Here is a 23,819-nt window from a genome sequence, read left to right as displayed (position 1 = left end):
CAGCGACGAGCTAGCTCGTGGGCCACTCGTCGAGAGGTGAGTAGGCGAAGAGATGGCGATAGTCGGCGAGCTCGGTGATGGGAGTTGCGTCGGCTGCGCGCTCGAACGGCTCAGTGGAGAATTCGCCGGCGAGAGCGTCATAGTTCGTGGCCCGGTTGAGCAGTGTTGTGCCGACCTGAGCTGCGATCTTGATCGCCTCGCTTGTGACGATTGAAGCCACGACGCTCACGGCGCCCGGGAAGATGCCGTGCATCACGTTGGTGTCCACGGTCGCGGTCTCGGGCGGCAGCGGGTACAGGTCTCGGAAGCCCGCGCCACGAGCAGGCCACGAGACTCCGGCCTGAGCCCAGAACTCGCAAGCGACGCCCCACACGAGCGGGATGCCGGTAATCTCCGCGGCATCCGCGGCCAGATAGTGAGTGGCGTAGTTGTCGCTGCCGTCGACTACGAGGTCGTAGTCCGCAAAAAGCTCAAGAGCGTTGTGCGGAGTGAGCTTGGCATCGATCGCAATGATGGTGGTCGCGGGGCTGAGATCGGCGACGCGTTCAACGGCTGACACGACCTTCTTGTGGCCGACATCCAACAGGCGATGGATGTGTTGGCGGTGCAAATTGCTGAGCTCAACACGGTCATCGTCGATGACACCAACGGTGCCGACACCGGCCGCGGCGAGCGACGGAATGACCGTACTGCCGACGCCACCCGCGCCGATCACGAGCACGCGAGAGCGCGCCAAATTCTTTTGCGCCCCCTCGCCGAAGTTGGTTAGAGCGAGTTGGCGGCTAAACCGCTGATCCATGAATTGATTATTCCACTGAGAGGGTGAGATTCGGTTGGGAACCCGACCCGGCAGTCCTGTTTAGCCGCGAACTGGGGGTTCTGGGAGCGTGCACCGAGCCCCGTTCGGGGTGAGTGCATGCCCAGGGCAGGCGTACCTTCGGTCGTGGCGCTACGCAGCACTAGCCGAGCGGCAGCGAACTCGACGGCAAGAAGTTAAGGTTCACGCCGTTGCCTTGCAGCACGAGGCTGCCACCGGTGGGGATGGCGGTTGTCGTGGCGGCGAGGGCGGCAAGGTATCGCGTTTCGAAGTCCGTGAGGGCTGCGTCAGCGCACGCTCGTTTAGTGGAAACGACCGGGCCAACAGTGAGCTCGTCTGGGTCTCCGGTTAGTGTCGCGGTGTAGTTATTGCAGGTCGATTCCCCGGCTAGTCCGTCGCCAGTGATGGTGAGCGTGACGGTGACCGCGTCGTCAAGCGTGAGGGCGCCAGAGGGGTCGCTGCCGTCGGCGTACAGCCACGTGCCCTCGATGCCTTCGATGGGCATCGCATCGCCCGGGGTTTCTTCGACGCCCATACCGGGGTCACTGTCGAGCGGTGGCTCGTCGGAACTCTCTGCCGGACCGGCACAGGCTGCCAGCGCCAGCAGGCTGACAGCGAGCAGTGGGGTGAACTTTGCGAACATCGATTTTGTGATCATTGTTTCCTCCTACCTAGGTAGACGAAGGTGCGCCCGGTTTCGTTGGGCGTTGCGAGAGATCTTTTTTAGCCGGCGCTCGTGCGGGCGGCCGACACTCGTGCAGGCGGCGGGTCTAGAGGGCAGCAGGTCTAGAGGGCCGCGAGAATAATCAAGAGGATCAGCGCCAGCTGCCCAAAGTAGCGTGGCCAGAATGGCAGCGCCGCTTTGCCGAAGCGATCCGGATGCTCGGCCGCATAAGCATTGGCAGGGAACACGGCAATCAGAAATACGATGAGCGCGATCGCGGTAATAAAGCGGGTCGGCTCCCACAGCAGGCCCAGACCACCAGCGATCTCACAGAGTCCCGTAATCGTGACGAGAGCAGCGGGGGAGGGAATCCACGGTTGCCGCAAAACGGGTGGGATCATGGCCCGCATCGTGCGAGCAGGAGCGGCCACAAAGTGGCTAACGCCCATCGCGATAAACGCGAGCGCGAGGGCGATACGCAACACCCACTGGGCGATCTGTACGGCATCCATCATGGGTCTATCGTCGCACTGAGTTGTCACATGGCAACGGGGCCGTCCCGTCGCCGCTAAAGTTGCAGTAGTTGTCTACTCCAGCAGCCTTCGTTGTGTTAGCGCGAAGTCCCCGCGAATTGAAGGATCAGATCTGTGGCTAAGCCGATCGTTGTGATCGCCGAAGAACTTTCTCCCGCAACAGTTGACGCCCTCGGGCCCGACTTTGAGATTCGAAACGTTGACGGCACTGACCGTGACGCGTTGAAGTCTGCGCTCTCTGACGCGCAGGCAGTTCTCATCCGCTCTGCAACCCAAATGGATGCCGATGCTCTTGCTGCCGCGCCTGGCCTGAAGGTCATCGCGCGCGCCGGTGTTGGCCTCGACAACGTGGACATCAAGGCAGCAACCGCTGCCGGTGTCATGGTTGTGAACGCTCCTACCTCCAACATCATCTCGGCTGCCGAGCTGACCGTCGGGCACATCTTGAGCCTCGCGCGTCACATTCCTGCTGCCTCCAGCGCTCTCGCGCAGGGGCAGTGGAAGCGCTCGCAGTACTCGGGAACCGAACTCTTCGAGAAGACCATCGGCATCATCGGCCTCGGCCGTATCGGTGGTCTCATTACTGAGCGGATGCAGGCCTTCGGTACGAGCATCATCGCGTACGACCCCTACGTCACGGCCGCTCGCGCGCAGCAGATAGGCGTCACGCTCGTCTCGCTCGACGAACTGCTTGAGCGTTCGGACTTCATCACGATCCACATGCCCAAGACTCCTGAGACCACGGGCATGATTTCGACCGAGCAGTTTGCTCGCATGAAGTCGAGTGCGTACATCGTGAACGTGGCCCGTGGTGGCCTCATCGATGAAGACGCCCTCTACACGGCCCTCAAGTCGCGTCGCATTGCCGGCGCCGGCCTCGACGTGTTCGTGAGCGAGCCGCCCACGGGGTCGCCGCTTCTCGATCTCGAGAACACCATCGTCACGCCTCACCTCGGTGCTTCGACTGCTGAAGCACAAGAGAAGGCTGGCGTTTCGGTAGCCAAGTCTGTTCGACTCGCCCTCGGTGGCGAGCTCGTGCCTGACGCCGTCAACGTTGCTGGTGGCATCATTCACCAGACCGTGCGCCCCGGGATCCCGCTCATGGAAAAGCTCGGCCAGGTCTTCTCGGGTCTCTCCGACAGCCCCGTCACCAACGTCGACATCGAGGTTCGCGGCGAGATCGTCGAACACGATGTCAACGTGCTCAAGCTCGCTGCGCTCAAGGGCATCTTCACGAACGTGGTGTCAGAGACGGTTAGCTACGTCAACGCACCGTTGCTCGCTGACCAGCGTGGCCTCACCGTCCGTTTGATTACGGATGCCGTGAGCTCCGAATACCGCAACCTGCTGACCATCCGTGGTTCGCTTGCTGACGGCTCGCAGGTTTCTGTTTCGGGAACCCTCGTCGGCAACAAGCAGCTCGAGAAGATCGTTGAAATCAACGGTTACGACATCGAGGTTCCGCTCGCGGATCACCTCATCGTCATGATGTACGAAGACCGCACCGGAATCGTTGCTGTCTTCGGTAAAGAGTTCGGCGACGCCAACATCAACATTGCCGGCATGCAGATCGCGCGCGAAAGTGAAGGCGGCAACGCCCTCTCCGTCCTCACTGTCGACTCGCAGGCATCCGCTGATGTTCTCGCGACCGTTGGGGAGCGCATTGACGCTCGCTACGTGCACGCAATCGACATCGTCGACGCTTAGTCACTTCGTTCGCACCCTCGTGGTGTGAGCACAACAAAAGGCGCGCCCCGACTTTCGGGACGCGCCTTTTGTGCGTTGAACGTTGTGGCCGTTGGCCAGGGGTGGTCGTTAGATGGTTTCGTCGGGGGTTGTGGTGGTGCGGCGCTCGCTGATCGAGCCATTTGCACCGTCGGTACCGTTGTGCACGGTGGTGACTGAGGTGCGCTTACGCATCATTAGTACAAGCCCGATGATGAAGGTCACAGCTCCCGCTGCCATCAGGATGTAGCCGATGAGGTCAATGTTGACTCCTTCGACTTGGAAATCGAGCGCGAAAGTAAGAATCGCGCCAATAACGACAAGGACAACTCCGGTTCCAATACTCATGAGCCCAATTTTAGCCCACCTAATTCAGCGCGCAATCAGGCAACGTTCAGGAAAGTCATAAAGACCGCGCATCCGGGGTCCCTAAGCTGCCGCCCCGACGCCGCGAGTAGCCCCGCAGCGGTACTGTATTTACATGCCTTCTCAGATCAAGCTTGCAGTCATTCCCGGTGATGGTATTGGGCCCGAAGTTGTGGCCGAGGCCCTCAAAGTTCTGAAGGCAACCGGGGTGGATGTTTCCACCACCGAGTTCCCCTTCGGAGCCAGCCACTACCTCGAGTCGGGCACCATTCTCGAAGACTCCGACGTGGCAGAGCTCGCGAAGCACGACGCGATTCTGCTCGGTGCTGTCGGGGGAGACCCGCGCGATCCTCGCCTCAAGGGCGGCATCATCGAGCGAGGTCTGTTGCTTAAGCTGCGCTTCGCGCTCGATCACCACGTGAACCTGCGCCCCACCACGATCTTCCCCGGTGTCACGTCGCCGCTGGCCGAGCCCGGCGCTGTCGACTTTGTTGTCGTGCGCGAAGGTACTGAAGGCCCCTACGTGGGCAATGGCGGCAGCATCCGCACCGGCACGCCTCACGAGATCGCGACCGAGGTGTCGCTCAACACGGCCTACGGTGTCGAGCGCGTTGTTCGTTTTGCTTTCGAGCACGCGATGGCTCGCCCGCGCAAGAAGCTCACGCTCGTGCACAAGACCAACGTTCTCACCTATGCGGGTGGCCTCTGGCAGTCCACGGTCGACCGTATTTCTGCCGAATACCCGGATGTCGCGGTCGATTACCTGCACGTTGATGCGGCAACTATCTTCCTCGTGACAAAACCGAGTACATTTGACGTCATCGTCACTGACAACCTTTTCGGTGACATCCTCACAGACCTCGCAGCAGCCATCAGCGGCGGCATTGGTTTGGCCGCCTCCGGCAATCTGAACCCGAGCGGGGAATTCCCCTCCATGTTCGAGCCGGTTCATGGCTCAGCGCCCGACATTGCGGGCAAACAACTCGCTGATCCCACGGCGGCAATCCTGTCGATTGCATTGCTGCTCTCACAGTCCGGTCACACGGATGCCGCGGCTAAGGTCACGGCGGCCGTGGAAGCCGATCTCAGCACTCGCGGCACCGCCGCACGCTCGACGTCTGAGATTGGCAGTGCAATTGCCGACGCTGTAGCGCAGAATTAACCCACCGCCATTGTGGCTGTACGTCATTAAGGACATTTGATGAAGAATCTGCTGGCTGATCGCCCCCTCACCTTCATGGTGAAGAAGAACCAAGAACCCCGCTCGGTCGAAGAGCGTGACGCGATTCTGGCTAACCCTGGTTTCGGTGTGAACTTCACCGACCACATGGTCGACATTTGTTGGTCAGAGATGGGCGGCTGGCACCGACCGCGCGTGCAGCCGTATGGTCCGATTCAGCTCGACCCGGCGGCATCCGTTCTGCACTATGCGCAGGAGATCTTCGAGGGACTCAAGGCCTTCCGTCACCAAGACGGATCGATCTGGTCCTTCCGTCCCGAGGCGAACGGTGCACGGTTGCAGCGTTCCGCTCGTCGCATGGCGCTGCCCGAACTTCCGGTTCCGGCCTTCATCGATTCGCTCAAGCAGCTCATCGCGGTTGACGGCGACTGGGTGCCGAGCGCTCCCGAGACGAGCCTCTACTTGCGCCCCTTCATGTTCGCAAAAGAGGCATTTCTCGGAGTGCGCGCGGCAAAGAAGGTCAACTATTACGTGATCGCAAGCCCGGCTGGCGCCTACTTCACCGGTGGCGTTGCTCCCGTTTCGATCTGGATCTCCACGAACTTCACGCGTGCAGGTAAGGGCGGAACGGGTGCGGCCAAGACCGGCGGCAACTACGCCTCATCGCTCATCGCGCAGCAAGAAGCGGCAGAGCAGGGGTGCGCCCAGGTTCTGTTCTTGGATGCCGAAGAGGGCAAGTACATCGAAGAGCTCGGTGGCATGAACGTGGTTCTCGTCAAGAAAGACGGAACGCTCATCACGCCGCAGTCCGAGTCGATCCTCGAGGGCATCACTCGCGACTCTGTTTTGCAGCTCGCTGAAGACCGCGGCCACACGGTCGAGCGTCGCCGGGTCACTCTGGAAGAGTGGCGCGAGGGCGTTGAGTCGGGCGAGATCACTGAAATGTTCGCGTGCGGTACCGCCGCGGTCGTCACGCCCATCGCCATGCTCAAGGGTGACGGTGTGGAATTTGGGTCGGCGGATGCTCCCGCCGGCGAACTGACGATGTCGCTGCGCGAAGAGCTCACCGACATCCAATATGGCCGTCGCGAAGACAAGCACGGCTGGATGATGAGGCTCGACGCATGAAGGTAGCTCGTTTCAGCGCTGGCGCAGGCGCCCGCTACGGAATCATCGACGGCGACGAGATTGTCGTTCTGACCGGTGACCCGATGTTCAACGGCTTTGAGACCACTGACGAGCGCTTGCCGCTCTCGGACATCAAGTTGCTGGCGCCGGTCATCCCGCGTTCGAAGGTCGTGGCGTTCGGTCGCAACTATGCCGAGCACGCTAAGGAGCTTGGCAACGAGGTTCCGGATGCTCCCATGATGTTCATCAAGCCGAACACGTCTGTCGTGGGCCCCGGCGACGCCATCATGCTGCCGACGCAGTCCGAAGAAGTGGCGTTCGAGGGTGAGCTTGCCGTGATCATCGGCAGCATCGCTAAGAACGTGGCCGAGGCCGACTTTGAGAGCGTCATCTTTGGCTACACGATTGCCAACGATGTCACCGCTCGCGACCTTCAGAAGAAGGACGGCCAGTGGTCCCGCGCCAAGGGCTTCGACACGTTCTGCCCGCTCGGGCCCGTGATCGAGACCGAATTCGTGGTGGGTTCGCAGAGCATCCGCACCACAGTGAACGGTGACCTCAAGCAAGACGGCACCGTTGACCAGATGATCCATTCGGTGGCAGCGCAAGTGGCGTACGCCTCCGCGGCGTTCACGTTGCTGCCCGGCGACATTATCCTCACGGGTACGCCGGCTGGCGTTGGCCCGATCGTGAACGGCGACACCGTCGACATCACGATCGAGGGTATCGGCACGCTGAGCAACCCGGTTCGTTCTATCGCCAAGTAGGCGTTGCCGCAGAACCGCCTGCAGAGGGCGGTTCTGCGGCTTAGAATGGTGGCAATGTCTGCGCCATTTTCTACTGCAACCGCTTCCGACGTTCGCGTTCGGTTTTGTCCGTCACCTACGGGTACGCCCCACGTCGGGCTGATTCGTACTGCCCTGTTCAACTGGGCTTACGCACGCCACATGGGCGGCAAGTTGGTGTTCCGTATTGAAGATACGGATGCCGCTCGCGACAGCGAAGAGAGCTACTTGCAGCTTCTCGACGCGATGCGTTGGTTGGGCCTCGACTGGGACGAGGGTGTGGAGACCGGCGGCCCGCACGAGCCTTACCGCCAGTCGCAGCGCTCTGACATCTATCTTGAGGTCATCGAGAAGCTGAAGGCTTCCGGTCACCTGTACGAATCTTTTGCGACCGGTGAAGAGATCGAGGCCCGCAATGTGGCCAACGGTTGCGACCCCAAGCGGGGCTACGACAACTTCGAGCGCGACCTCACCGCTGAGCAGATCGCCGCCTTCAAAGAAGAGGGCCGTAAGCCGGCTTTGCGTTTGCGCGTACCCGACTCCGATTTGAGCTTCGACGACCTGGTTCGTGGCGACATCACGTTCCCCGCCGGTTCGTTCTCTGACTTCGTTGTGGTGCGCCCAAACGGTGCTCCGCTGTACACGTTCGTGAACCCGGTGGATGACGCGCTCATGGGCATCACGCACGTGCTGCGCGGTGAAGACCTGCTCTCGAGCACACCTCGCCAGATCGCCCTCTACACGGCTCTTATCGAGATCGGCCTAACGGACGCGATCCCGCGCTTTGGCCACCTTCCTTACGTGATGGGTGAGGGCAACAAGAAGCTTTCCAAGCGCGACCCCGAGTCGAACCTGTTCCACCACCGCGACCGCGGGTTCATCCCCGAGGGCCTCATCAACTACCTCTCGCTGTTGGGCTGGTCGCTTGCGCCTGACCGCGACGTGTTCTCGATCGAAGAAATGATTGCCGCGTTCGACGTGGTGAACGTGAACCCGAACCCGGCCCGTTTCGACGTGAAGAAGGCGGAGTCGCTGAATGGCGACCACATCCGTCTGCTCTCGGCGGAGGAGTTCGCTGGTCGTCTCGTGCCCTACCTCGTTGCTGCTGACGTCATTTCGGAGGAGCCGACCGAGGCTGAGCTCGAGACGCTGGCCGCTGCCGCACCCCTCGTACAGGAGCGCATGCAGCTGCTCGGCGACGCGCCTGCGCTGTTGCAGTTCTTGTTCACGGCAGATGCCGACTTGGTTGTTGAGGCCGACGCAATGCCGAAGGCTGAGGGCCCCGAGGTTCTGGATGCCGCTATTGCCGTGCTGACCGATCTCGATTCCTGGACGCACGATGCCATTGAGGCAGCGTTGCGCGCCGAGCTCATCGAGGAGAAAGAGATGAAGCCGCGACTGGCTTTCGGACCCTTGCGTAGTGCGATCGCTGGTCGTCGCATCAGCCCGCCGCTCTTCGAGTCGATGGAACTGTTGGGCAAGGAATCGTCACTGGTTCGCCTGAAGGTGTTGCGCGCCCAGCTATGAGTGAGCAGTTCGACTGGGATGTTGTCATTGTCGGCGGCGGACCGGCCGGACTGAGTGCTGCGCTGAATCTGGCGCGAGCGCGTCGCCGCACTCTCGTGCTCGACAGCAATCGCCCCCGCAACTCGGCGACGTTCCACTCTCACGGCTTTTTGAGCCGCGATGGTATTTCTCCTCTCGAGCTTCGCAAGATGGGCCGTGAGGAGCTAGAGCAGTATCCGAACGTCTCGTTCGAGCGCACGATTGTGGAGGGCATCCAGCTGCTGAATGCTGCTGCTGAAATAGATACCGCTAGCGCTTCTGCGGCCGTCGGCGCCGGCTTCACCGTCACGCATCGCGGGGGAGCGGTAACGACCCGCACCGTGCTGATCGCGACCGGGTTGCGCGAGGTGCTGCCGAAGCTGCCGACGCTTCGCGCGTTCTATGGCACGAGCATCCATTCGTGCATGGAGTGTGACGGCTACGAGTATGCGGACAAGCCGATTGCGCTGATCGGGCACACGGATGACTTGGCGGAGCGCGCACTGCTCCTTTCGCAGTGGAGCCGCGATCTAATTGTCTTCACGCAGGGCGTTGGCCACGTGAGCGATGCTGATGAGGCGATGCTCGCGGAGCGCGGTGTTCGCGTGGATCGTCGTGAGGTGGCGGATGTCGCGGGCGACCGTGATGGCCTCAACGGCGTTGTGCTCGCCGACGGCGAAACAATTACGCGCGAGGCCGCATTTGTGCGCCCCGACTATGAGACCGTGCTCGACTTTGCGGTGGGCTTGCAGCTCACACTCGACGCGGAGGGTCTGATTGTCGTGGACGCTGCCGGCCGCACCAGCACGGCAGGAGCCTATGCGATTGGTGATGCCACTCCGCCCGGCCCCCAGCAACTCATCGTTGCCGCGGGCGACGGCGCTGAGGTTGCCGCGGTCATCAACCGGGACTTGCTCTAGAACTCACTTTTCGGTGCGGCCTCGCGTCTTCAGCATGGTGACGAGGCACGCGGCGAACATCACCGCGGTGACGGGGGCCCAGACGGCTCGTTCGACGACACTTGGCGTGATGAGGTTCAGGATGACGCCCACGCCCGCATAGGCGGTGGTGATCCAGGCGAGCGCGGCGATGAGTCGGCGTGGGGCGAATCTCAGGGGACCGCGTTCGGTGCGAGCAAGAATTGCTGCCGCCATGACGAGAACGAGGGCGGCAGAGACGCCGGCAAAGATTCGGCCCTGAGTGGGGAGCGTGCCTTTGTTCGCTCCGCCTTGGGTGAGCTCGCCGAGGGGTGCTCCGAGCACGACGGCGAGTTGGAAGAGCGCGACGAGGGTGAAGAGCACGGCCGCGATAGTGGCGCCGATGCGTGCAGCGCGGTGGATGGGGGTGGTGATCTTATTCATCGGGCGGGCTCCTTGTGGTCGGCGAGTTGGGTACGTAGTTCATCGAGCCACGTGATCTCGGCGCGCGCGTGGGCTCGTCCGGATTCGAGCGTTGCGTATTGCAACTGGATGGCGAGAGTGGCTTTCGAGATTTTTCGGGGCGCACTCGAGGCGAGAGCGTCGAGCGTAGTGAGGAGTTCTACGGCGGCGGATCGACGTTGGTCCAGCAGGTCGATAACGCCTGAGGTGCCGAGCGACGCGGCGAAGAACAGCCGCAGTAGAAAAGGTTCGCGGGAGTTGTCTGGTTCAAGGGGGGAGGCCAGCCACGCGTCCAACGCTTCGCGGCCAGGCTCGAGCAGCGTGTACAGGCGGCGGTCGGGTCGTGTTGCTTGCTCGACGGTGGTGCTTTCGACCAGGCCGTCGGCTTCGGCGCGGTGGAGGGTGCGGTAGAGCTGCGACTGATCGGCGGGCCAAAAGTGTGCGGCGGTTGTCGAGAATGCTTTGCCGAGTTCATAGCCGGTCATGGGCTGAATCGCGACGAAGCCGAGCACGGCGTGGAGGAGAGCCATGCTCCGAATATAGGACAAGTCCTATATGGCGTCAAGGAGTGAACCACAACCCGCTCAGGATGCGCTAAAGTAGTAAATCGGTTCGGCTGCGGCTGAATCCTGTGGGGTATGGTGTAATTGGCAACACGGAAGATTCTGATTCTTTTGTTCTTGGTTCGAGTCCAGGTACCCCAGCAAAACATCTAGGGAGCAACTCCCGCCCAGCCCGGCTCACGCCGGGCTTTTTCTTTGCCGGTGCCGTGCGGAGCCTCTTGCGCTCTTAGCCGCACGAGACGTGCAGCTAGCTCGCTCACGTTGGGCGCTAGTTCAGGCCCATCGCGCTGCGGAAATCGCGGTCGAGTTCGACCCAAGGTGGCGCGAACTCGACGAACTGCGTTTCGCTGTTCCACGACACGTGATGAGCGACGTAGTCGCCCCATTTATTGAGTAGACCTGCGAGCGAATCGGCGATGGCGATTTTCTCTAAGCCCCAGAAGTAATAGAGAAGAGCATTCCCTTCGGTGAGATCGACCATCATCAGGTCACCGGCGCCTGAGCGACTGAGGATCGGGAAGTGAGGGTTGTGTTCCCCGCTCGACCCTCTGGCGCCGAGCATTAGTCGATAGGAGAAGGTTGTGAGCGCTCCATCGAGTGAGATGAGGTCGTAGTCGAGGAAGAAGCCGGAACTGACTCGTCCGACGTATCTCACGCCGTTGTACCACGAAAACCAATCGACCAGCGCCTCCGGCGCGCTCCCCGTCGCCGCGAGTAGGCGTTCTCTGATCTGTGCCTTTGTGTAGATCGGTGGTTCAACTGCTTCTTCAAAGGGAATGCCCCGAATTTTGAGTATTTCGCGGTAGGCAGCCACGGGTGAATGGTCGTTGTGGGGCATGTGATGCACGTTACCGCTGCTCTGGGCGCAGGGAGCTGATCAGCGCAGCGTTTCGTTCCTCGAGCAGCGTCTGCATGTAGCGCCGCAGAAACAGCTTCTCGGCGAGGCGCCCGAGTGACCCGAAGGGGGCCGCGAAGGTGAGGCGATCCTGCATGTGGGTGCGGCCGTCGACCTCGGTGAAGAGATGCTCGTGGTGGTAGGCGGCGAAAGGGCCGCTGACTTGTTCATCCGCAAACCGGTGCGGAGCATCCACGTCAAAAATTCGGATCGTCAGCCGCAGCGGCAGGCCGAAGTGGCGTGCCGACCAGGTGACGACATCGCCCTCGACGAACTGGCCCGAGGTGCGGCCAGCAACAACCTTCTCGCGATGGTGCGTCATCGAATCGAGGTGCAGATTCACGCTCAACGACAGCGCGCACACCTCGGCGATAGGGGCATCGAACACCGTATCGAGCACGATCAACTGCGTCATGATCTGAGATTACAGTTCAACGAACGCGAACCTCCCGCCGGACTCGCTGCAACGATGATCCAGCGCAGCGGCTGTGCGACGCCGCAGGCCCCGCTGCGGTCGCCAGAAAATCAGCGGTACGGCAACGGAACATGCGCAATGCTACGAAACCAGCGGGATTACCGCGACCTTGCCCTTCGCTCCGGCCACGACCAGCACGTGAGCTGCCTCGACCCCGTCGAGGGCAGCGACGACAGCCGCAACATCCGGCTCTCTCGTCACAGGCTCGGCTCGCTGCAGCACCGTCACTCGCGCGCCCGTGGCTGCGCGAACGGCCTCGAGCAGCTCGGTGTTGGTGCTCGACGACACGAGCGTGACGCGCCCAATGCGGTGCACCGGCTCGGTGTCGACATCGGATGCTCGATCCTTGCGCCAAATCATGAAGTGATAGGTAGCGACGAGTCCGGTAGCCGTAAGCAAGCCGAGCGCCTGTCGTGATCGTTCGATGAAGCTTTCGCCGCTGCCGCCATCGAGCAAGAAGGCGAACAACTGGAAGCCGATCACGAGCAACGTGATGAGCGCTACGAGAGCGCTCAATCCGAAGATGATGACGAGGAAGACACGACGGCCGGGAGTGGCAACGCGCTCCGGCAGAGAGGCCTCACGGGGTCGCCACGTGAGCCACCAGAGCGCTCCGCCAACGACGAGTGCGCTGAGCCCCGCAAGCAGCAGACTGCGGATGTTGCCCGCAAGCAGCGGATCGCTCGATGTCGCGAGCAAGGCGTTGATCGTGACCCCGAAGCCGGATGCCGCGAAAGCCAGTGAGACGCCCGCGGTCGAGAGCGAGGTTGCCGCACGCACGCCGGCGGACCGCTCGGCAATGATGCGCGAGTGGTATCTGAAAACCACCGCGCCGACTGCGGCTCCCGCGATCGCTGTACCCAGCGGGTCGAGCAGTGTCGCGAGCGGCTGCTGCAGTCCGGTCGCGAGCTCGAGAAGGATCGACAGCAGAATGATGAGCCCGAACGCAAACACGGCGAGCGAAGCGATTCCCGTGATGAACACGAGAAGCACGGTGCTGAAGCCAAAGGTGTGGTTTCGCACGCCCAAGCGCACCCAGTGCCAACGCCACAACAGTGCGCCGCCGATTGCCCAGACGAGGGACTGCGCGACGATCTGCCACAGCGGATCGCTCACCACGACCGAGCGCGAGCCGGCGTCCGCGGCGGCATCGATGAGCTGGGCGAGCGCAGAGACGAGGCCTCCGGCGCCGTAGGTCAGCCCAATCAGGGAGGCGAGGGCGGGTGCTGCGCCCTGAAGGCGCGTCGGGCCCTTGGCAGGGTGCTGCCACATCCAGTAATGCCACCCCCACACGAGCGCCCACACAATGCCGACCGCGAGCCCCGCAGGGTTCCAGCCGTAGCGAATGGTGTCGGCAAGCCAGGAGAGCAGCGCAATGGTGAAAACGAGCAAAGCAACCGTCGACATGACCACGAGATAGACGGGCCAGAGAATGGATGCGCGGTCTCGCGCCATCGTGCCGTCACGCCAAATCAGCCACCAGAGCAGGGCAGCGAGGGGGCCGGCGACCAGCGCGGAAGCGAGAGAAGTCGCGAGCCCGTAATTGTCGTAGCTGACCTCGATGCGATTGAGGGTGAAGAGACGATCGAGCAGCCCGCTAAGGCCGCTCGCCGCAATAATCACCGTCGCGGCGAGGAGCGCATAGGTGATGAAGCGGCGGACGGTTTGCACGCCTCCCACTGCGGGAGGTGCTGCCGGAGAACTAGTTGTAGAGGTCATCCACGGAATCCTTGGTCGTAGCAGTACGTGAGCTCCCAAGGGGTGGTTGAGATTTTCCAGTCGCCACCTTCCTCGACAAGAGTGAAGAGATCGTCGTAGCTGTAACTCGAGCCGCCGAAATTGCCGCTGCCCTGTTCGAGAGAGACCTTCACTACAGCGGTGGCGCCGTCGATAGTGGTGGAGATGACGGTCATCCGCAGTCCTTGAAGCGGGCTTCGGTCGGCTTCTTCGCATTCGTCGAGAACGCCTGCAGAAACGAAGCTGCGTGCCGTTTCGAAGTCGCTGGCGACCATGGCACGCGAGTACGACTGAACGACGCCCTCGGGCGTGGAGGGGTCGATATCGGTGGGCCCACCGCGCGTGAACACCACCACGATGGCAATAACCACGATGGCGGCGATCACCGAGAGTATTACCGCCAACGTTCGATCGGGTCGAGCAGCTTCCTGAGTCATGGGCTAAGCATCTCTCAGAAACGACCACAAATCTATTCGGTGGAACCTCTAATTTCCGGGTCGTTAATAGGGCGAAGCCCGCAACTCACTCATCCGTTGTGGAACGAGAGCGCTGCGGGCTTGCCCTGCCGGTGGGGTAATCGAGGCGATCACCTCACCAACCGCTAAGGCTGACTGCGAATAATCGAGATCGGACCAGAGTGCTCGGTCACGTTCGTGAGTTCGTGAGATTCAGCATCCGGAGCCTCAGTAGCGACAGTGTCGTCATCGCCGAGCACGTTGAGTGTCTCGGTAGCTTCGGCGCGGTCGATGGTTGTGGCCAGCGGAACTTCCTTGATGAACATCAAGAGCACGGCAGAGACAAGCACGAGCGGCACCATGTAGAGGAACACGGGAGCGAGCGAGTCGTTGTACGCGCCGACGATGATTTCGCGAACGGCATCAGGAAGGTCGCGCACGGCAGCGGGCGTCAAGGAGTTGGTGTCTCCCGTCGCGCCCGCGGCTGCAGCCGGAAGGCGAGTATCGAGCAGTTCGGTGAGGCGAGCGACGAACAGGCTACCGACCACCGCAGTACCGATGGAAGCACCGATCTGGCGGAAGTAGTTGTTCGATGAGGTCGCCGTTCCCACTTGAGCGTTCGGGAACGTGTTCTGAACAATGAGCACGAGCATCTGCATGCTCATACCGAGGCCGAGTCCCATCACCGCGAGGTAGCTGCAGAGAATCCAAATCGGCAGATCCGGCGTCATCGTGGAAAGCAGTGCCAAGCCTGTTGCGATCACGAACGAACCCGTAAGCGGAAGCCACTTGTAGCGACCCGTGCGGCTCACGAGCTGGCCTGCGACGATCGAAGTGACGAGCATCGCGCCCATCATCGGGATCATCAAGAAGCCAGCCTGAGTGGCATTCACACCCGTGACCATCTGCAGGTAAGTCGGCATGTAGGCGAGAGCGCCGAACATGGCGATACCCGTGATGAGTCCGGATGCCGTAGTGAGAACGAAGTTACGTTCCTTGAACATGTGCAGCGGCATGATCGGCTCAGCAGCGGCGCGCTCGACCATCACGAACGAGAAGCCAGCGACGATTGCCAGAGCGATGAGGCCGATGATGATGAGCGAATCCCAGTCGTACTGAGTTCCGCCCCAGGTGGTGACGAGAACGATCGCCGTCGAGGCGATAGCGAGAAGAACCATGCCAGCGACATCAATCGTGGGCTTGCCGCGAGTGTTCTTGGGCAACTTAAGCAGCATCACGGCAGCGAAGATGGCGAGCGCACCCAGCGGAAGGTTCATCCAGAACGCCCAGCGCCATCCGATGGATTCGGTGAACCAGCCACCGAGCAGGGGGCCAGCGACGCTCGCGAGAGCGAAGACGCCACCGATCGCACCCATGTAGCGACCACGTTCACGGGCGGGAACCACATCGGCGATGATCGCCTGCGAGAGGATCATGAGGCCACCGCCACCGAGGCCCTGAACGGCGCGGCCCACGATGAGCCAGGTCATGTCGGGGGCGAGGCCTCCGATGATCGAGCCAGCCATGAAGATGGAGATCGCGCCGATGAAGAGGCCCTTGCGACCGATGAGGTCACCGAGCTTGCCGTATACGGGCATCATGATGGTGGCGGCCAAAATGTAGGCGGTCGTCACCCACAGCATGTGGTTCACGCCGTCGAGTTCACCCACGATGGTGGGCAAAGCGGTACTGAAAATGGTCTGATCGAGCGCCGAGAGCAGCATGGTGACCATGAGGCCGGCGAACAACAGCAGAATGCTGCGCTTCGTTGCCGGGTCGCTCGTCGTGGTGCCGTCAACGGCGGCGCCGTCAGTCGCGGTTGCGGGAGGTTCGTTCGTGGTTGTCATTGAAGTGTGTTCAGTGTTTCTCGTGTAAGTCCGATCGAGCGAAGGTACATGGAGTCGATGTCGGCGGTAGCGCCGGCAGCGATCCACTCCTTGACTGCGATTCGAACGGATGCGACGCAAGTGGCTACGGCAATTTCGGCGACGTATTCGGGGTCGCGGGGGAGCGTAGTTTCTCGCTTGTTGAGGAATTCGACAACGGCAGCAGCCATCGTGCTGTTCAGTTGCGTGAATTGGTGAATCTGGCGGCTCAATAGGCGCGGGTGCTCTTGCACGAGCGCCATCCGTTGAGCTTTGAGCTGGGTGCGGGCGGCCATCGGGCCAAAGATTTGGAACATGGTGGAGACGATCGCAGCGACGAGATCATCGGTTTCTGCGGAGGCGACTCCGGCGGCAATTGCGCGCTGAACTTCGCCCATGTCTTGAGTGCCGAGGATCGCGTCCTCTTTGCTGTCGAAATAGTTGAAGAAGGTGCGCGGCGAGATGCCGGCGCGGTCGCTGATCATGTCGACCGTGGCGCCGTCGAGACCCTCGGCCGTGACGATGTCGACCGCAGCGGTTTCGATGCGCAGGCGCGTTTCGATTCGTTTGCGGTCGCGAAGACCAAGGGCAGGAGTGTCAGGCACTCAGCAATAATTGCAGAGACTGCAAAAATGCACAACTGCAAAAAGCTGTGAAAATACTTAGGGGCTAGAGCGCGATCGATTCGCCCGGCTGCAGAACGGTGAACTCGCCGCCGTAGCCCGCCATGACATCCGAAATTCGTGCGGCTGACAGGGCGAGTCCCTTGTCGGAGAGCACAGCATCGTGTGTCTGAATCGCGCGCTTAGGGGCCAGCTCAGCCACGTAATCCATGACCTCACTGATCTTGAGCCACGGAGCGCCCGCGGGGATCGCTGCGTGCTGCACGGGCTCGGGCGGAACAGTGAAAGAGTCGCCGCCGTACCAGAAAGTGCCATTAACGAGAACGCCAACGTTATCGATCAGCGGTATCGACTTGTGGATGACAGCGTGCTCGCTGCCGAAGAATTCCAGCGTCCACACTCCAACGGTTTCGCTCGCGCCGTCTGCCACGGTCGTGACGTTCCAGTTCGAGGCAGCGGCCGCGACTCCGGCCGGACCGAAGATGGGCGCGTCGGGATTGTCCTGGCGAATGCGCGCCAGCTGATCGTCGGACCAGTGGTCGGGATGCTGGTGAGTGATCACGATTGCGGTCACGTTCTCGAGTGAGGGGAGCGGGCTCGTGAAGTTGCCGGGGTCGATCACGAGGCGCTCGCCGTCGTGTTCAAGAACGAGGCACGCATGCTCATACTTGGTCACATTCATGTCCTCAGCCTATGCCCGTGGTGCGCCGGATGCGAGGCCGTGCGACATACTGAAGTGTGGAGTCGATCAAACCCCTGCGTCTTGTTGTCGCGATCAATCCCACAGCATCGTTCGGGCGTGGCAGAAATGTCGGCCCGCGTGCTGTTGAAGCGTTGCGCGCTCTTGGGCATGAAGTCACGGCCCTCGAACAACCCAACTTTGCGTTGCTTCTCAAGCGCGGCCGTAAGGCGGTAGCGAAGAAGCCGGATGCTCTGCTCGTGGTTGGCGGTGACGGCATGGTCAATCTGGGAACCAATCTCGTCGCGACAACGAAGGTGCCGCTCGGGATCATCCCCTCGGGCACAGGTAATGACATGGCCCGCGGCCTAGGCATCCCTTACTCAGATACGGATGCCGCTGTAGCCAGTGTCGTGCGCGGCCTGGCTCGACCGACGCGGGCGATCGATGCCGGTAGCGTCACCTACGTCGATGAAGCCACAGGGGCGGCGGCTACGCGGTGGTTTGCGTGCGTACTCTCGGCGGGTTTCGATGCGATCGTCAACGAGCGCGCCAATCTCATGTCGTGGCCTCGGGGTGCCAGCCGCTACACAGTCGCTCTCATCATCGAGCTGCTGCGCTTGCGCCCCATCACGTACAAACTCACTCTCGACGGCACGGTAATCGAGACGACCGGCGCTCTCGTCAGCGTGGGCAACAACGTGTCGCTCGGCGGCGGCATGAAAGTGACCCCGGATGCTCTTCTGGATGATGGTTTCGCCGATGTTCTTATCGTCGAAGCTCTCTCACGCTCCGCTTTCTTGCGGGTCTTTCCGCGCGTCTTCAAGGGGACCCATCTCACTGATCCGCGCGTCACGGTGCATCGGGCCAAGAAGATTCGGATCGAATCTGAGGGCATCATGGCCTACGCCGATGGTGAACGGTTCGCGGCCTTGCCCATCGACATCAAGATGGTCCCGGGCGTGCTGAATATTCTCGACCAGCGACCGTAGTCGCGGGTCGGCGGCTCACGCGGGTCAGGGAGGCAGCGGGTCAGCGGCGTTTAGGCTTCGGGCGTCGCGCCGTCGGTCGCGATGCAGGCGTAGTCGGTCATGAGGGCGCCATCGTCGGTCGTGCGCTCGGAAATAATGAACTCCTGATCAGGGCGCTCGCCGTCAGCGACAGTTTCCTTGAAGGCGCTGAAGGTTTCTGAGCAGGCTGACGAGACCGCGTTCTGCAATCCGCCGGCCTCAGTAATGGCGTTCTTGGCGAGTTCGCCCTTGCCGATCACGATGTGCGTGTGTTCCGCCGTGCACGGGGTAACTTCGGCTTCGCTGAGGTTAGATCCCTCTACAAACGTGAAGCAGTCATCCACGAGCAATTGCGTGGAGCCAATGACGGTCGGTTCGAGCACCTGGCCAGCAGCATCCCGAGGAATTTCTGGAGAAAGTAGAGAGCACCCGGCGAGCGCAACAATGGCTGCAATGCTGAGAAACGTGGCGGTGGTGGCGCGCGTGAAGGCAGTCAAGAAAAATCCAGAGGTTCGAAATTGGCAGATGTGGAAAAAGTTGCCCAAAAGATGTGGCATACTTTTCTAGTTGTTGTGAGGCCCCATCGTATAGAGGCCTAGTACGCCGCCCTCTCACGGCGGTAACGCGGGTTCGAATCCCGCTGGGGTCACAGTAGCAAAATCCCGGTCACGTTCGTTTGAACATGACCGGGATTTCATCGTTAACGGGACACCCAGTTCAGGGGGGTCAACGGCGGCGTTGTGGAAGGCCGTTGGGCGCTCGAGGGAGTGTCATTTCCATTCACTCGGCGTAACAGCGAGTAGCCGTACGAAAAAAGGCGACACAAACTCCATATCGTGTTGAATCAGGCACAGGATGTAGTGCACCCATTCAGAAAACGGGGTCTACAACTCAAGGAGTATTGCTATGTCTGATGTCATCATTGCCCGTCCCGCGATCGAGAACCGGTGGGCTGACGTCGCCCGCCCCACCACGCCAGAAGGCTGGCTCGCACGCGCTCAAGAAGTCTCCGACATCCTCGCGGCCGACGCTGTCGAGCGGGATGCCGCGAACCAGCCTCCGCACGCCGAGGTTGCGCTTCTCAAAGACTCGGGGCTCGTCACGCTTCTCGGCCCGGTCGAGCATGGCGGTGGTGGGCAGACGTGGGAGACCACATACACAGTGATCCGCACCATTGCCCGGGGCGATGGCTCCATCGGGCAATTGCTCGGGTACCACTATCTGTGGGCGTGGGCGGCGCGCCTCGTCGCGACCGAGGAGCAAGTTATTGCCGTAGAGAAGCACTACACGGAGAACAACTTCCTCTTCGGCGGCGCCGTGAACCCCCGCGACTCTGACCTAGTGGTCACGGATGAGGGCGAAGAGATTGTCTTCACGGGCCACAAGTCATTCTCTACGGGCGGCGTCGTGTCTGACCTCACCGTGCTCGAGGGCATCCTCGAAGGAACCGACACCCACGTCTTCGCTATCGTGCCCACAACTCAGCCTGCAATCGTGTTCAACGGAGACTGGGACAACCTCGGCCAGCGCCTGACCGAATCTGGCTCGGTGCAAATCAACGGCGTACGCACCGGATGGTCGTCAGCCCTCGGCTTCGTGAACAAAGAGTTTCAGCCGCTCACCTACGGCACGCTCAATGTGCCCGCCATCCAACTGGTTTTCGCGAACTTCTATCTCGGCATCGCGCAGGGAGCGATCGAAGCAGCATCCTCGTACACTCGCACCAAGAGCCGCGCCTGGCCCTACGGCGGCGATAACAAAGCTCACGCGAGCGAGGAGTGGTACATCCTGGCTGGCTATGGCGAGCTGCAGTCGAAACTCTGGGCGGATGAGGCCCTGCTCGATGCGGTCGGCAGCGAGATAAGTGCCGTGCTTCACGCGCCGCGCACCGAGCTCAGCGAACGCCGTCGTGGCGAGATCGCGGTGCGCATTGCAGCGGGAAAATTGCGCATCAGCGACGACGGTTTAGAAGTCGCGACGAAGGTGTTCGAGCTGACGGGCGCGCGAGCATCCGCCAACTCAGTGGGGCTCGATATCTATTGGCGCAACCTGCGCACCCACAGCCTGCACGACCCTGCACCGTACAAGAAGCGCGAAGTTGGTCAGTATGTGCTGCTCAATGAAGTGCCCGAGCCGAGCTGGTACACCTAGCCCTTGACTGCGGCGTCAACAGCCTCTGGCAGATTCTCGAGACGGCTCGTCTCGATGTATTCGTCATTCACGAAGAAGGTGGGAGTGCTGTTGACGCCCAGCTCAACACCCGCGTCGAAGTCGGCCTCGACGCGCGCCTGAGTGGCGGGGGCGGCAACGGCGGCATCGTAGGCGTCCATATCGAGGCCGATTTCTTCTGCCAGCGCGCGGAAGGTATCCGTCTGCGGAGGAGTGCCGCCGGCCCAGTCGCCCTGAGTTTCGAAGAGTCGCTGGTACATGGCCTCGAACTCACCCTGCTGGGCGGCAGCTTCGGCGGCGATAGCGGCATCCATCGAGTTGAGGTGGCTGGGCAGCGGGAAGTAGCGAACGACGTAGTTGATGTCGCCCTCGTAGACCTCGCGCATTGCCTCGACGTACGGGTAGAACTGGCCACATGCGCCACACTCGAAGTCGAGGAACTCGACGATCGTCACGGCGTCCGGCCCGACATTATCGACGTAGTTCGAGTCGCTGGCCACGGTGGAAGCGAGCTCTTGAGAGCCGGTGGTGCTGTCGGTGCTCGCCGTGTCAGAGTCCGCGTTCTTGGCCGTGACGTACACGAACACGAAGGCGGCAACGAGCGCGAGAATCCCCAGCGCGGCAAAAGTGGGCAGGAGGGCTTTCTTCACACGAGACTCCGAACAGGCTGGGGTTGACGGCGATCGCCCAGTGCTGAGCGTGCATCAAGGCTACGTGAAACCCTGGCTGCGCGGAGGCCGTTCAGAATAACGACCAGCTCCGCGAGCTCGTGCACAAGCACAACTCCCGCCAACCCAAGAACACCCGTGAGCGCGAGCGGAAAGAGGCCAATGATGATCGCGAGCGACAGCACGATGTTGCCCGTCATGATGCGACGCCCGCGCCGCGCATGAAGCAACGCCACCGGAATGAGGCGCAGGTCGCTGCCGGTGAAGGCGACATCCGCCGACTCGACCGCAGCAGCAGATCCGGTAGCGCCCATCGCGATGCCCACATCGGCCGTCGCGAGAGCGGGGGCGTCGTTGATGCCGTCGCCGATCATCGCCGTGGGGGAGTTGTTCGTCAGGCTCGAAATCGCGCTGGCCTTGTCAGCCGGTAATAGCTCGGCACGCACATCACTGATGCCCGCGTCGCGCGCGATCGTTGCTGCTGTGCGCGCGTTGTCTCCCGTGAGCATGAGAGTGCGGATGCCCGCGCTCGCCAACTGTGCAACAGCTTCAGCAGCCTCGGGTCGTAGCTCGTCGCGGATGCCGAGGAGCCCGATCACGATGCCCTCGCGTTCGATCGCCATCACCGTCATGCCGTCGTCGGCCAGGCGCAGGGCGACAGGCGACAGTTCGCCAGCATCCATCCACCGGGTGCTTCCGGCGCGCACGGAAACACCGTCGAGCGTGCCCGATATTCCGCGACCGGCATCTTCGCGAACGTTCTCGGCTTCGACGTGCACAGGCCGCTCGGCGAGTACTGCATGGGCCAGCGGGTGCGTGCTGTGAGTTTCGAGCGCGGCGGCGATGCTGAGCACGTCGTCACGGGTCACGGTAGCCAGCGTTTCGACCGCAACAACGCTGGGGCGATTCTGGGTGAGCGTGCCGGTCTTGTCGAAGGCAACCGTGCGGATGCTGCCCATCCGTTCAAAAGCGGCGCCCGACTTCACGATGATGCCGAGTTTGCTCGCCGACCCGATGGCCGAGATGACGGTCACGGGAACGGCGATCGCGAGAGCGCACGGTGACGCGGCGACGAGCACGACGAGCGCACGCTCGGTCCAGAGTTCGGGGTCCCCGACGAGGAAGCCAAAGCCGACGATGGCAGCGGCTACCCCCAGCACGATCGGTACAAGGGGACGCGCGATTCGGTCGGCCAAGCGAGCGCGATCGCCCTTACGCGCATTCGCTTCCTCGACCAGGCGCACGATCGTCGTGAGCGAGTTGTCGGTACCGTTCGCCGTGGTGCGGATGCGTAGGGCACCGTCGCCATTGATAGAGCCGGCAAGAACGGTGTCGCCGGTATCGACCGCGGCGGGCAGCGATTCGCCCGTAACCGCAGACGTGTCGACGCTGCCGCGACCGCTCGTGACCACGCCATCCGTCGCCACACGTTCGCCCGCGCGCACGACGAGCAGATCGCCGACCACGATGTCGCGAGCCGGCAGGGTGAGCAGTTTTCCGTCGCGCTCGATCAGCGCCGTGTCAGGAATGAGGGAGAGCAGAGCGCGTAAGCCAGAGCGCGCACGATCCATTGCGCGATCTTCGAGCGCCTCGGCGATCGAGAACAGAAACGCGAGGGCGGCCGCTTCGCCGACGTGGCCCAGAAGTAATGCCCCCACGGCGGCGATCGTCATGAGCAAGCCGACGCCCAACGAGCCACGCAGGAGACGGCGTACCGCGCCGGGCACAAACGTTACCGCGCCGGCGAGCAAACTCACCCCTTGCAGCGCGGTGACGAGCCAGTCCGCTCCGCCCGACCACAGTGCAATGACGGATGCCGCAAGCAGAACGCCCGAGGCCGCCGGTAGAGCGAGTCCTCGGTCGTGCCACCACGGGGCGAGATCGTCGTGCACCGCGACAGCGGGGCTAGCGCTGGCTCCGTCGGCGGGAGCGGCCGCAGAGGAATCGGCGCCGCGGGGCGTACGTGGGGCATCCACTCCGCAGCATTCTTCGCTCACGCGGTCACCTCCGTCGCCGTTGCCGGGGTGCAACAGAACGGATCATTGCAGTTATCGCCAGCGCACGGTGTGCCGTCATCAACGGCGAGCACAACGTTCACGACGTCGTTGAGAGCATGGGCAAGATGGGGGTCCGAAATCTCGTAGCGAGTCGACCGCCCTTCAAGCGTCGCCACTACAAGTCCGCAGCCGCGTAGGCACGTGAGGTGGTTAGAGACGTTGCTGCGCGTGAGCTCAAGGTCGTGGGCCAGCTGTACGGGATAGCCGGGCTTGTCGAGCAGGGAGAGCAGGATGCGCGCCCGAGTGGGGTCAGCCATGGCGCGACCTAAACGGTTCATGACGTCGATGCGAGAAGCAATGGTCAGCATGTGCTGACTATACAGCGAGTACTGACCGAACATCGACGTCTGAAACTGTGAGTTCTCCCGCGTTGCCCGCGCGCACGTCGGCTATCATGGGGCACGCGAAGGGGAGTATCCCACCTCGTTGTCCTCGTCAATACGAACCACTCAGTAGTGGTTCCGGGGCAGCGGCATCCACTCGGTTTCTGGATGCGGGAGA

At 62.0% G+C, this 23,819-nt stretch carries 25 protein-coding genes and 2 tRNA genes; 10 read left to right on the top strand and 17 right to left on the bottom strand.

Annotation, left to right across the window (positions count from 1 at the left end):
* Positions 1-10: 10 nt before the first annotated feature.
* The 3 genes from ACWTV1_RS03890 to ACWTV1_RS03880 form a co-directional block, all read right to left on the bottom strand.
* Positions 11-799, bottom strand: coding sequence for a HesA/MoeB/ThiF family protein (locus ACWTV1_RS03890; protein ID WP_498504198.1), 789 nt, complete (start codon positions 797-799; stop codon positions 11-13).
* A 160-nt stretch (positions 800-959) separates the two neighbouring features.
* Positions 960-1,475, bottom strand: coding sequence for an META domain-containing protein (locus ACWTV1_RS03885; protein ID WP_498504197.1), 516 nt, complete (start codon positions 1,473-1,475; stop codon positions 960-962).
* Between the two features lie 128 nt (positions 1,476-1,603).
* Positions 1,604-1,996, bottom strand: coding sequence for a DoxX family protein (locus ACWTV1_RS03880; protein WP_498504196.1), 393 nt, complete (start codon positions 1,994-1,996; stop codon positions 1,604-1,606).
* 132 nt (positions 1,997-2,128) lie between these two features.
* Between ACWTV1_RS03880 and serA the strand changes: the two genes are divergently transcribed.
* Positions 2,129-3,721, top strand: a complete 1,593-nt coding sequence (serA, locus tag ACWTV1_RS03875; RefSeq protein WP_498504195.1) for a phosphoglycerate dehydrogenase — start codon at positions 2,129-2,131, stop codon at positions 3,719-3,721.
* A 108-nt stretch (positions 3,722-3,829) separates the two neighbouring features.
* On the opposite strand, the gene ACWTV1_RS03870 is transcribed toward serA, so the two are convergent.
* Complete coding sequence (locus ACWTV1_RS03870) at positions 3,830-4,087, bottom strand: DUF6458 family protein (RefSeq protein ID WP_498504194.1); 258 nt, start codon at positions 4,085-4,087, stop codon at positions 3,830-3,832.
* 133 nt (positions 4,088-4,220) lie between these two features.
* Between ACWTV1_RS03870 and ACWTV1_RS03865 the strand changes: the two genes are divergently transcribed.
* The 5 genes from ACWTV1_RS03865 to ACWTV1_RS03845 are packed head-to-tail and all read left to right on the top strand — an operon-like array spanning position 4,221 to position 9,663.
* Positions 4,221-5,267 carry a 3-isopropylmalate dehydrogenase gene (locus ACWTV1_RS03865; RefSeq protein WP_498504193.1) on the top strand — a complete coding sequence of 349 codons (1,047 nt, stop codon included), beginning with the start codon at positions 4,221-4,223 and terminating at the stop codon, positions 5,265-5,267.
* 39 nt (positions 5,268-5,306) lie between these two features.
* Entirely contained in the window at positions 5,307-6,413 is a 1,107-nt protein-coding gene (locus ACWTV1_RS03860; RefSeq protein WP_498504192.1) for a branched-chain amino acid aminotransferase, read from the top strand.
* Positions 6,410-7,180, top strand: a complete 771-nt coding sequence (locus ACWTV1_RS03855) for a fumarylacetoacetate hydrolase family protein (RefSeq protein WP_100388517.1) — start codon at positions 6,410-6,412, stop codon at positions 7,178-7,180. The genes ACWTV1_RS03860 and ACWTV1_RS03855 overlap by 4 nt, the downstream gene beginning before the upstream one ends.
* 54 nt (positions 7,181-7,234) lie before the next feature.
* Positions 7,235-8,725, top strand: coding sequence for a glutamate--tRNA ligase (gene gltX / locus ACWTV1_RS03850; RefSeq protein ID WP_498504191.1), 1,491 nt, complete (start codon positions 7,235-7,237; stop codon positions 8,723-8,725).
* Positions 8,722-9,663 (top strand): NAD(P)/FAD-dependent oxidoreductase, encoded by a 942-nt coding sequence (locus ACWTV1_RS03845; RefSeq protein ID WP_498504190.1) that lies wholly within the window; start codon positions 8,722-8,724, stop codon positions 9,661-9,663. Before gltX ends, ACWTV1_RS03845 begins: the two co-directional genes overlap by 4 nt.
* A gap of 3 nt (positions 9,664-9,666) precedes the next feature.
* Here the strand turns inward: ACWTV1_RS03845 and ACWTV1_RS03840 are convergent, their stop codons facing one another.
* Positions 9,667-10,104, bottom strand: a complete 438-nt coding sequence (locus tag ACWTV1_RS03840; RefSeq protein WP_498504189.1) for a hypothetical protein — start codon at positions 10,102-10,104, stop codon at positions 9,667-9,669.
* Complete coding sequence (locus ACWTV1_RS03835) at positions 10,101-10,652, bottom strand: PadR family transcriptional regulator (RefSeq protein ID WP_498504188.1); 552 nt, start codon at positions 10,650-10,652, stop codon at positions 10,101-10,103. The genes ACWTV1_RS03840 and ACWTV1_RS03835 overlap by 4 nt, the downstream gene beginning before the upstream one ends.
* Before the next feature lie 102 nt (positions 10,653-10,754).
* On the opposite strand from ACWTV1_RS03835, the gene ACWTV1_RS03830 reads away from it, so the two are divergent.
* Positions 10,755-10,826, top strand: a tRNA-Gln gene (locus ACWTV1_RS03830).
* A gap of 127 nt (positions 10,827-10,953) precedes the next feature.
* Here ACWTV1_RS03830 and ACWTV1_RS03825 read toward each other — a convergent pair.
* From ACWTV1_RS03825 to ACWTV1_RS03795, 7 genes are all read right to left on the bottom strand, one after another.
* Positions 10,954-11,523: an SMI1/KNR4 family protein gene (locus tag ACWTV1_RS03825; RefSeq protein WP_498504187.1), complete on the bottom strand. Its 570-nt coding sequence runs from the start codon at positions 11,521-11,523 to the stop codon at positions 10,954-10,956.
* Positions 11,524-11,533: 10 nt separating this feature from the next.
* A complete protein-coding gene (locus ACWTV1_RS03820; RefSeq protein WP_498504186.1) occupies positions 11,534-11,995 on the bottom strand; it encodes an SRPBCC family protein in 462 nt (153 codons plus the stop codon).
* Between the two features lie 141 nt (positions 11,996-12,136).
* Positions 12,137-13,774 carry a DUF5671 domain-containing protein gene (locus tag ACWTV1_RS03815; protein WP_498504185.1) on the bottom strand — a complete coding sequence of 546 codons (1,638 nt, stop codon included), beginning with the start codon at positions 13,772-13,774 and terminating at the stop codon, positions 12,137-12,139.
* The gene (locus ACWTV1_RS03810) at positions 13,771-14,229 is read right to left on the bottom strand and encodes an LpqB family beta-propeller domain-containing protein (RefSeq protein ID WP_498504184.1); all 459 of its coding nucleotides are present in this window, start codon (positions 14,227-14,229) and stop codon (positions 13,771-13,773) included. Before ACWTV1_RS03810 ends, ACWTV1_RS03815 begins: the two co-directional genes overlap by 4 nt.
* A gap of 164 nt (positions 14,230-14,393) precedes the next feature.
* Positions 14,394-16,094 (bottom strand): MDR family MFS transporter, encoded by a 1,701-nt coding sequence (locus ACWTV1_RS03805; RefSeq protein ID WP_498504183.1) that lies wholly within the window; start codon positions 16,092-16,094, stop codon positions 14,394-14,396.
* Positions 16,091-16,717, bottom strand: coding sequence for a TetR/AcrR family transcriptional regulator (locus tag ACWTV1_RS03800; protein WP_339619710.1), 627 nt, complete (start codon positions 16,715-16,717; stop codon positions 16,091-16,093). The genes ACWTV1_RS03805 and ACWTV1_RS03800 overlap by 4 nt, the downstream gene beginning before the upstream one ends.
* Positions 16,718-16,781: 64 nt before the next feature.
* A complete protein-coding gene (locus ACWTV1_RS03795) occupies positions 16,782-17,417 on the bottom strand; it encodes an MBL fold metallo-hydrolase (protein WP_339619711.1) in 636 nt (211 codons plus the stop codon).
* 56 nt (positions 17,418-17,473) lie between these two features.
* Between ACWTV1_RS03795 and ACWTV1_RS03790 the strand changes: the two genes are divergently transcribed.
* Positions 17,474-18,406: a diacylglycerol kinase family protein gene (locus ACWTV1_RS03790; RefSeq protein ID WP_339619712.1), complete on the top strand. Its 933-nt coding sequence runs from the start codon at positions 17,474-17,476 to the stop codon at positions 18,404-18,406.
* Between the two features lie 50 nt (positions 18,407-18,456).
* Here ACWTV1_RS03790 and ACWTV1_RS03785 read toward each other — a convergent pair whose 3' ends face one another.
* The gene (locus tag ACWTV1_RS03785; protein ID WP_498504182.1) at positions 18,457-18,921 is read right to left on the bottom strand and encodes a hypothetical protein; all 465 of its coding nucleotides are present in this window, start codon (positions 18,919-18,921) and stop codon (positions 18,457-18,459) included.
* A gap of 79 nt (positions 18,922-19,000) precedes the next feature.
* On the opposite strand from ACWTV1_RS03785, the gene ACWTV1_RS03780 reads away from it, so the two are divergent.
* Positions 19,001-19,073 (top strand) — tRNA-Glu (locus tag ACWTV1_RS03780).
* A 257-nt stretch (positions 19,074-19,330) separates the two neighbouring features.
* Positions 19,331-20,575, top strand: a complete 1,245-nt coding sequence (locus ACWTV1_RS03775) for an acyl-CoA dehydrogenase family protein (RefSeq protein ID WP_498504181.1) — start codon at positions 19,331-19,333, stop codon at positions 20,573-20,575.
* On the opposite strand, the gene ACWTV1_RS03770 is transcribed toward ACWTV1_RS03775, so the two are convergent.
* Genes ACWTV1_RS03770 through cmtR form a run of 3 tightly spaced genes read right to left on the bottom strand, consistent with a single transcriptional unit; the run spans position 20,572 to position 23,626 of the window.
* A complete protein-coding gene (locus ACWTV1_RS03770) occupies positions 20,572-21,243 on the bottom strand; it encodes a DsbA family protein (protein WP_498504180.1) in 672 nt (223 codons plus the stop codon). The two genes, ACWTV1_RS03775 and ACWTV1_RS03770, sit on opposite strands and share 4 nt — an antisense overlap.
* The gene (locus tag ACWTV1_RS03765) at positions 21,240-23,258 is read right to left on the bottom strand and encodes a heavy metal translocating P-type ATPase (protein WP_498504179.1); all 2,019 of its coding nucleotides are present in this window, start codon (positions 23,256-23,258) and stop codon (positions 21,240-21,242) included. Before ACWTV1_RS03765 ends, ACWTV1_RS03770 begins: the two co-directional genes overlap by 4 nt.
* Positions 23,255-23,626: a Cd(II)/Pb(II)-sensing metalloregulatory transcriptional regulator CmtR gene (gene cmtR, locus ACWTV1_RS03760; protein WP_498504178.1), complete on the bottom strand. Its 372-nt coding sequence runs from the start codon at positions 23,624-23,626 to the stop codon at positions 23,255-23,257. Before cmtR ends, ACWTV1_RS03765 begins: the two co-directional genes overlap by 4 nt.
* Positions 23,627-23,819: the final 193 nt, after the last annotated feature.

The sequence above is a fragment of the Salinibacterium sp. VpJ6 genome (assembly GCF_059767345.1).
This window is presented reverse-complemented; position numbering and strand designations above follow the sequence as displayed.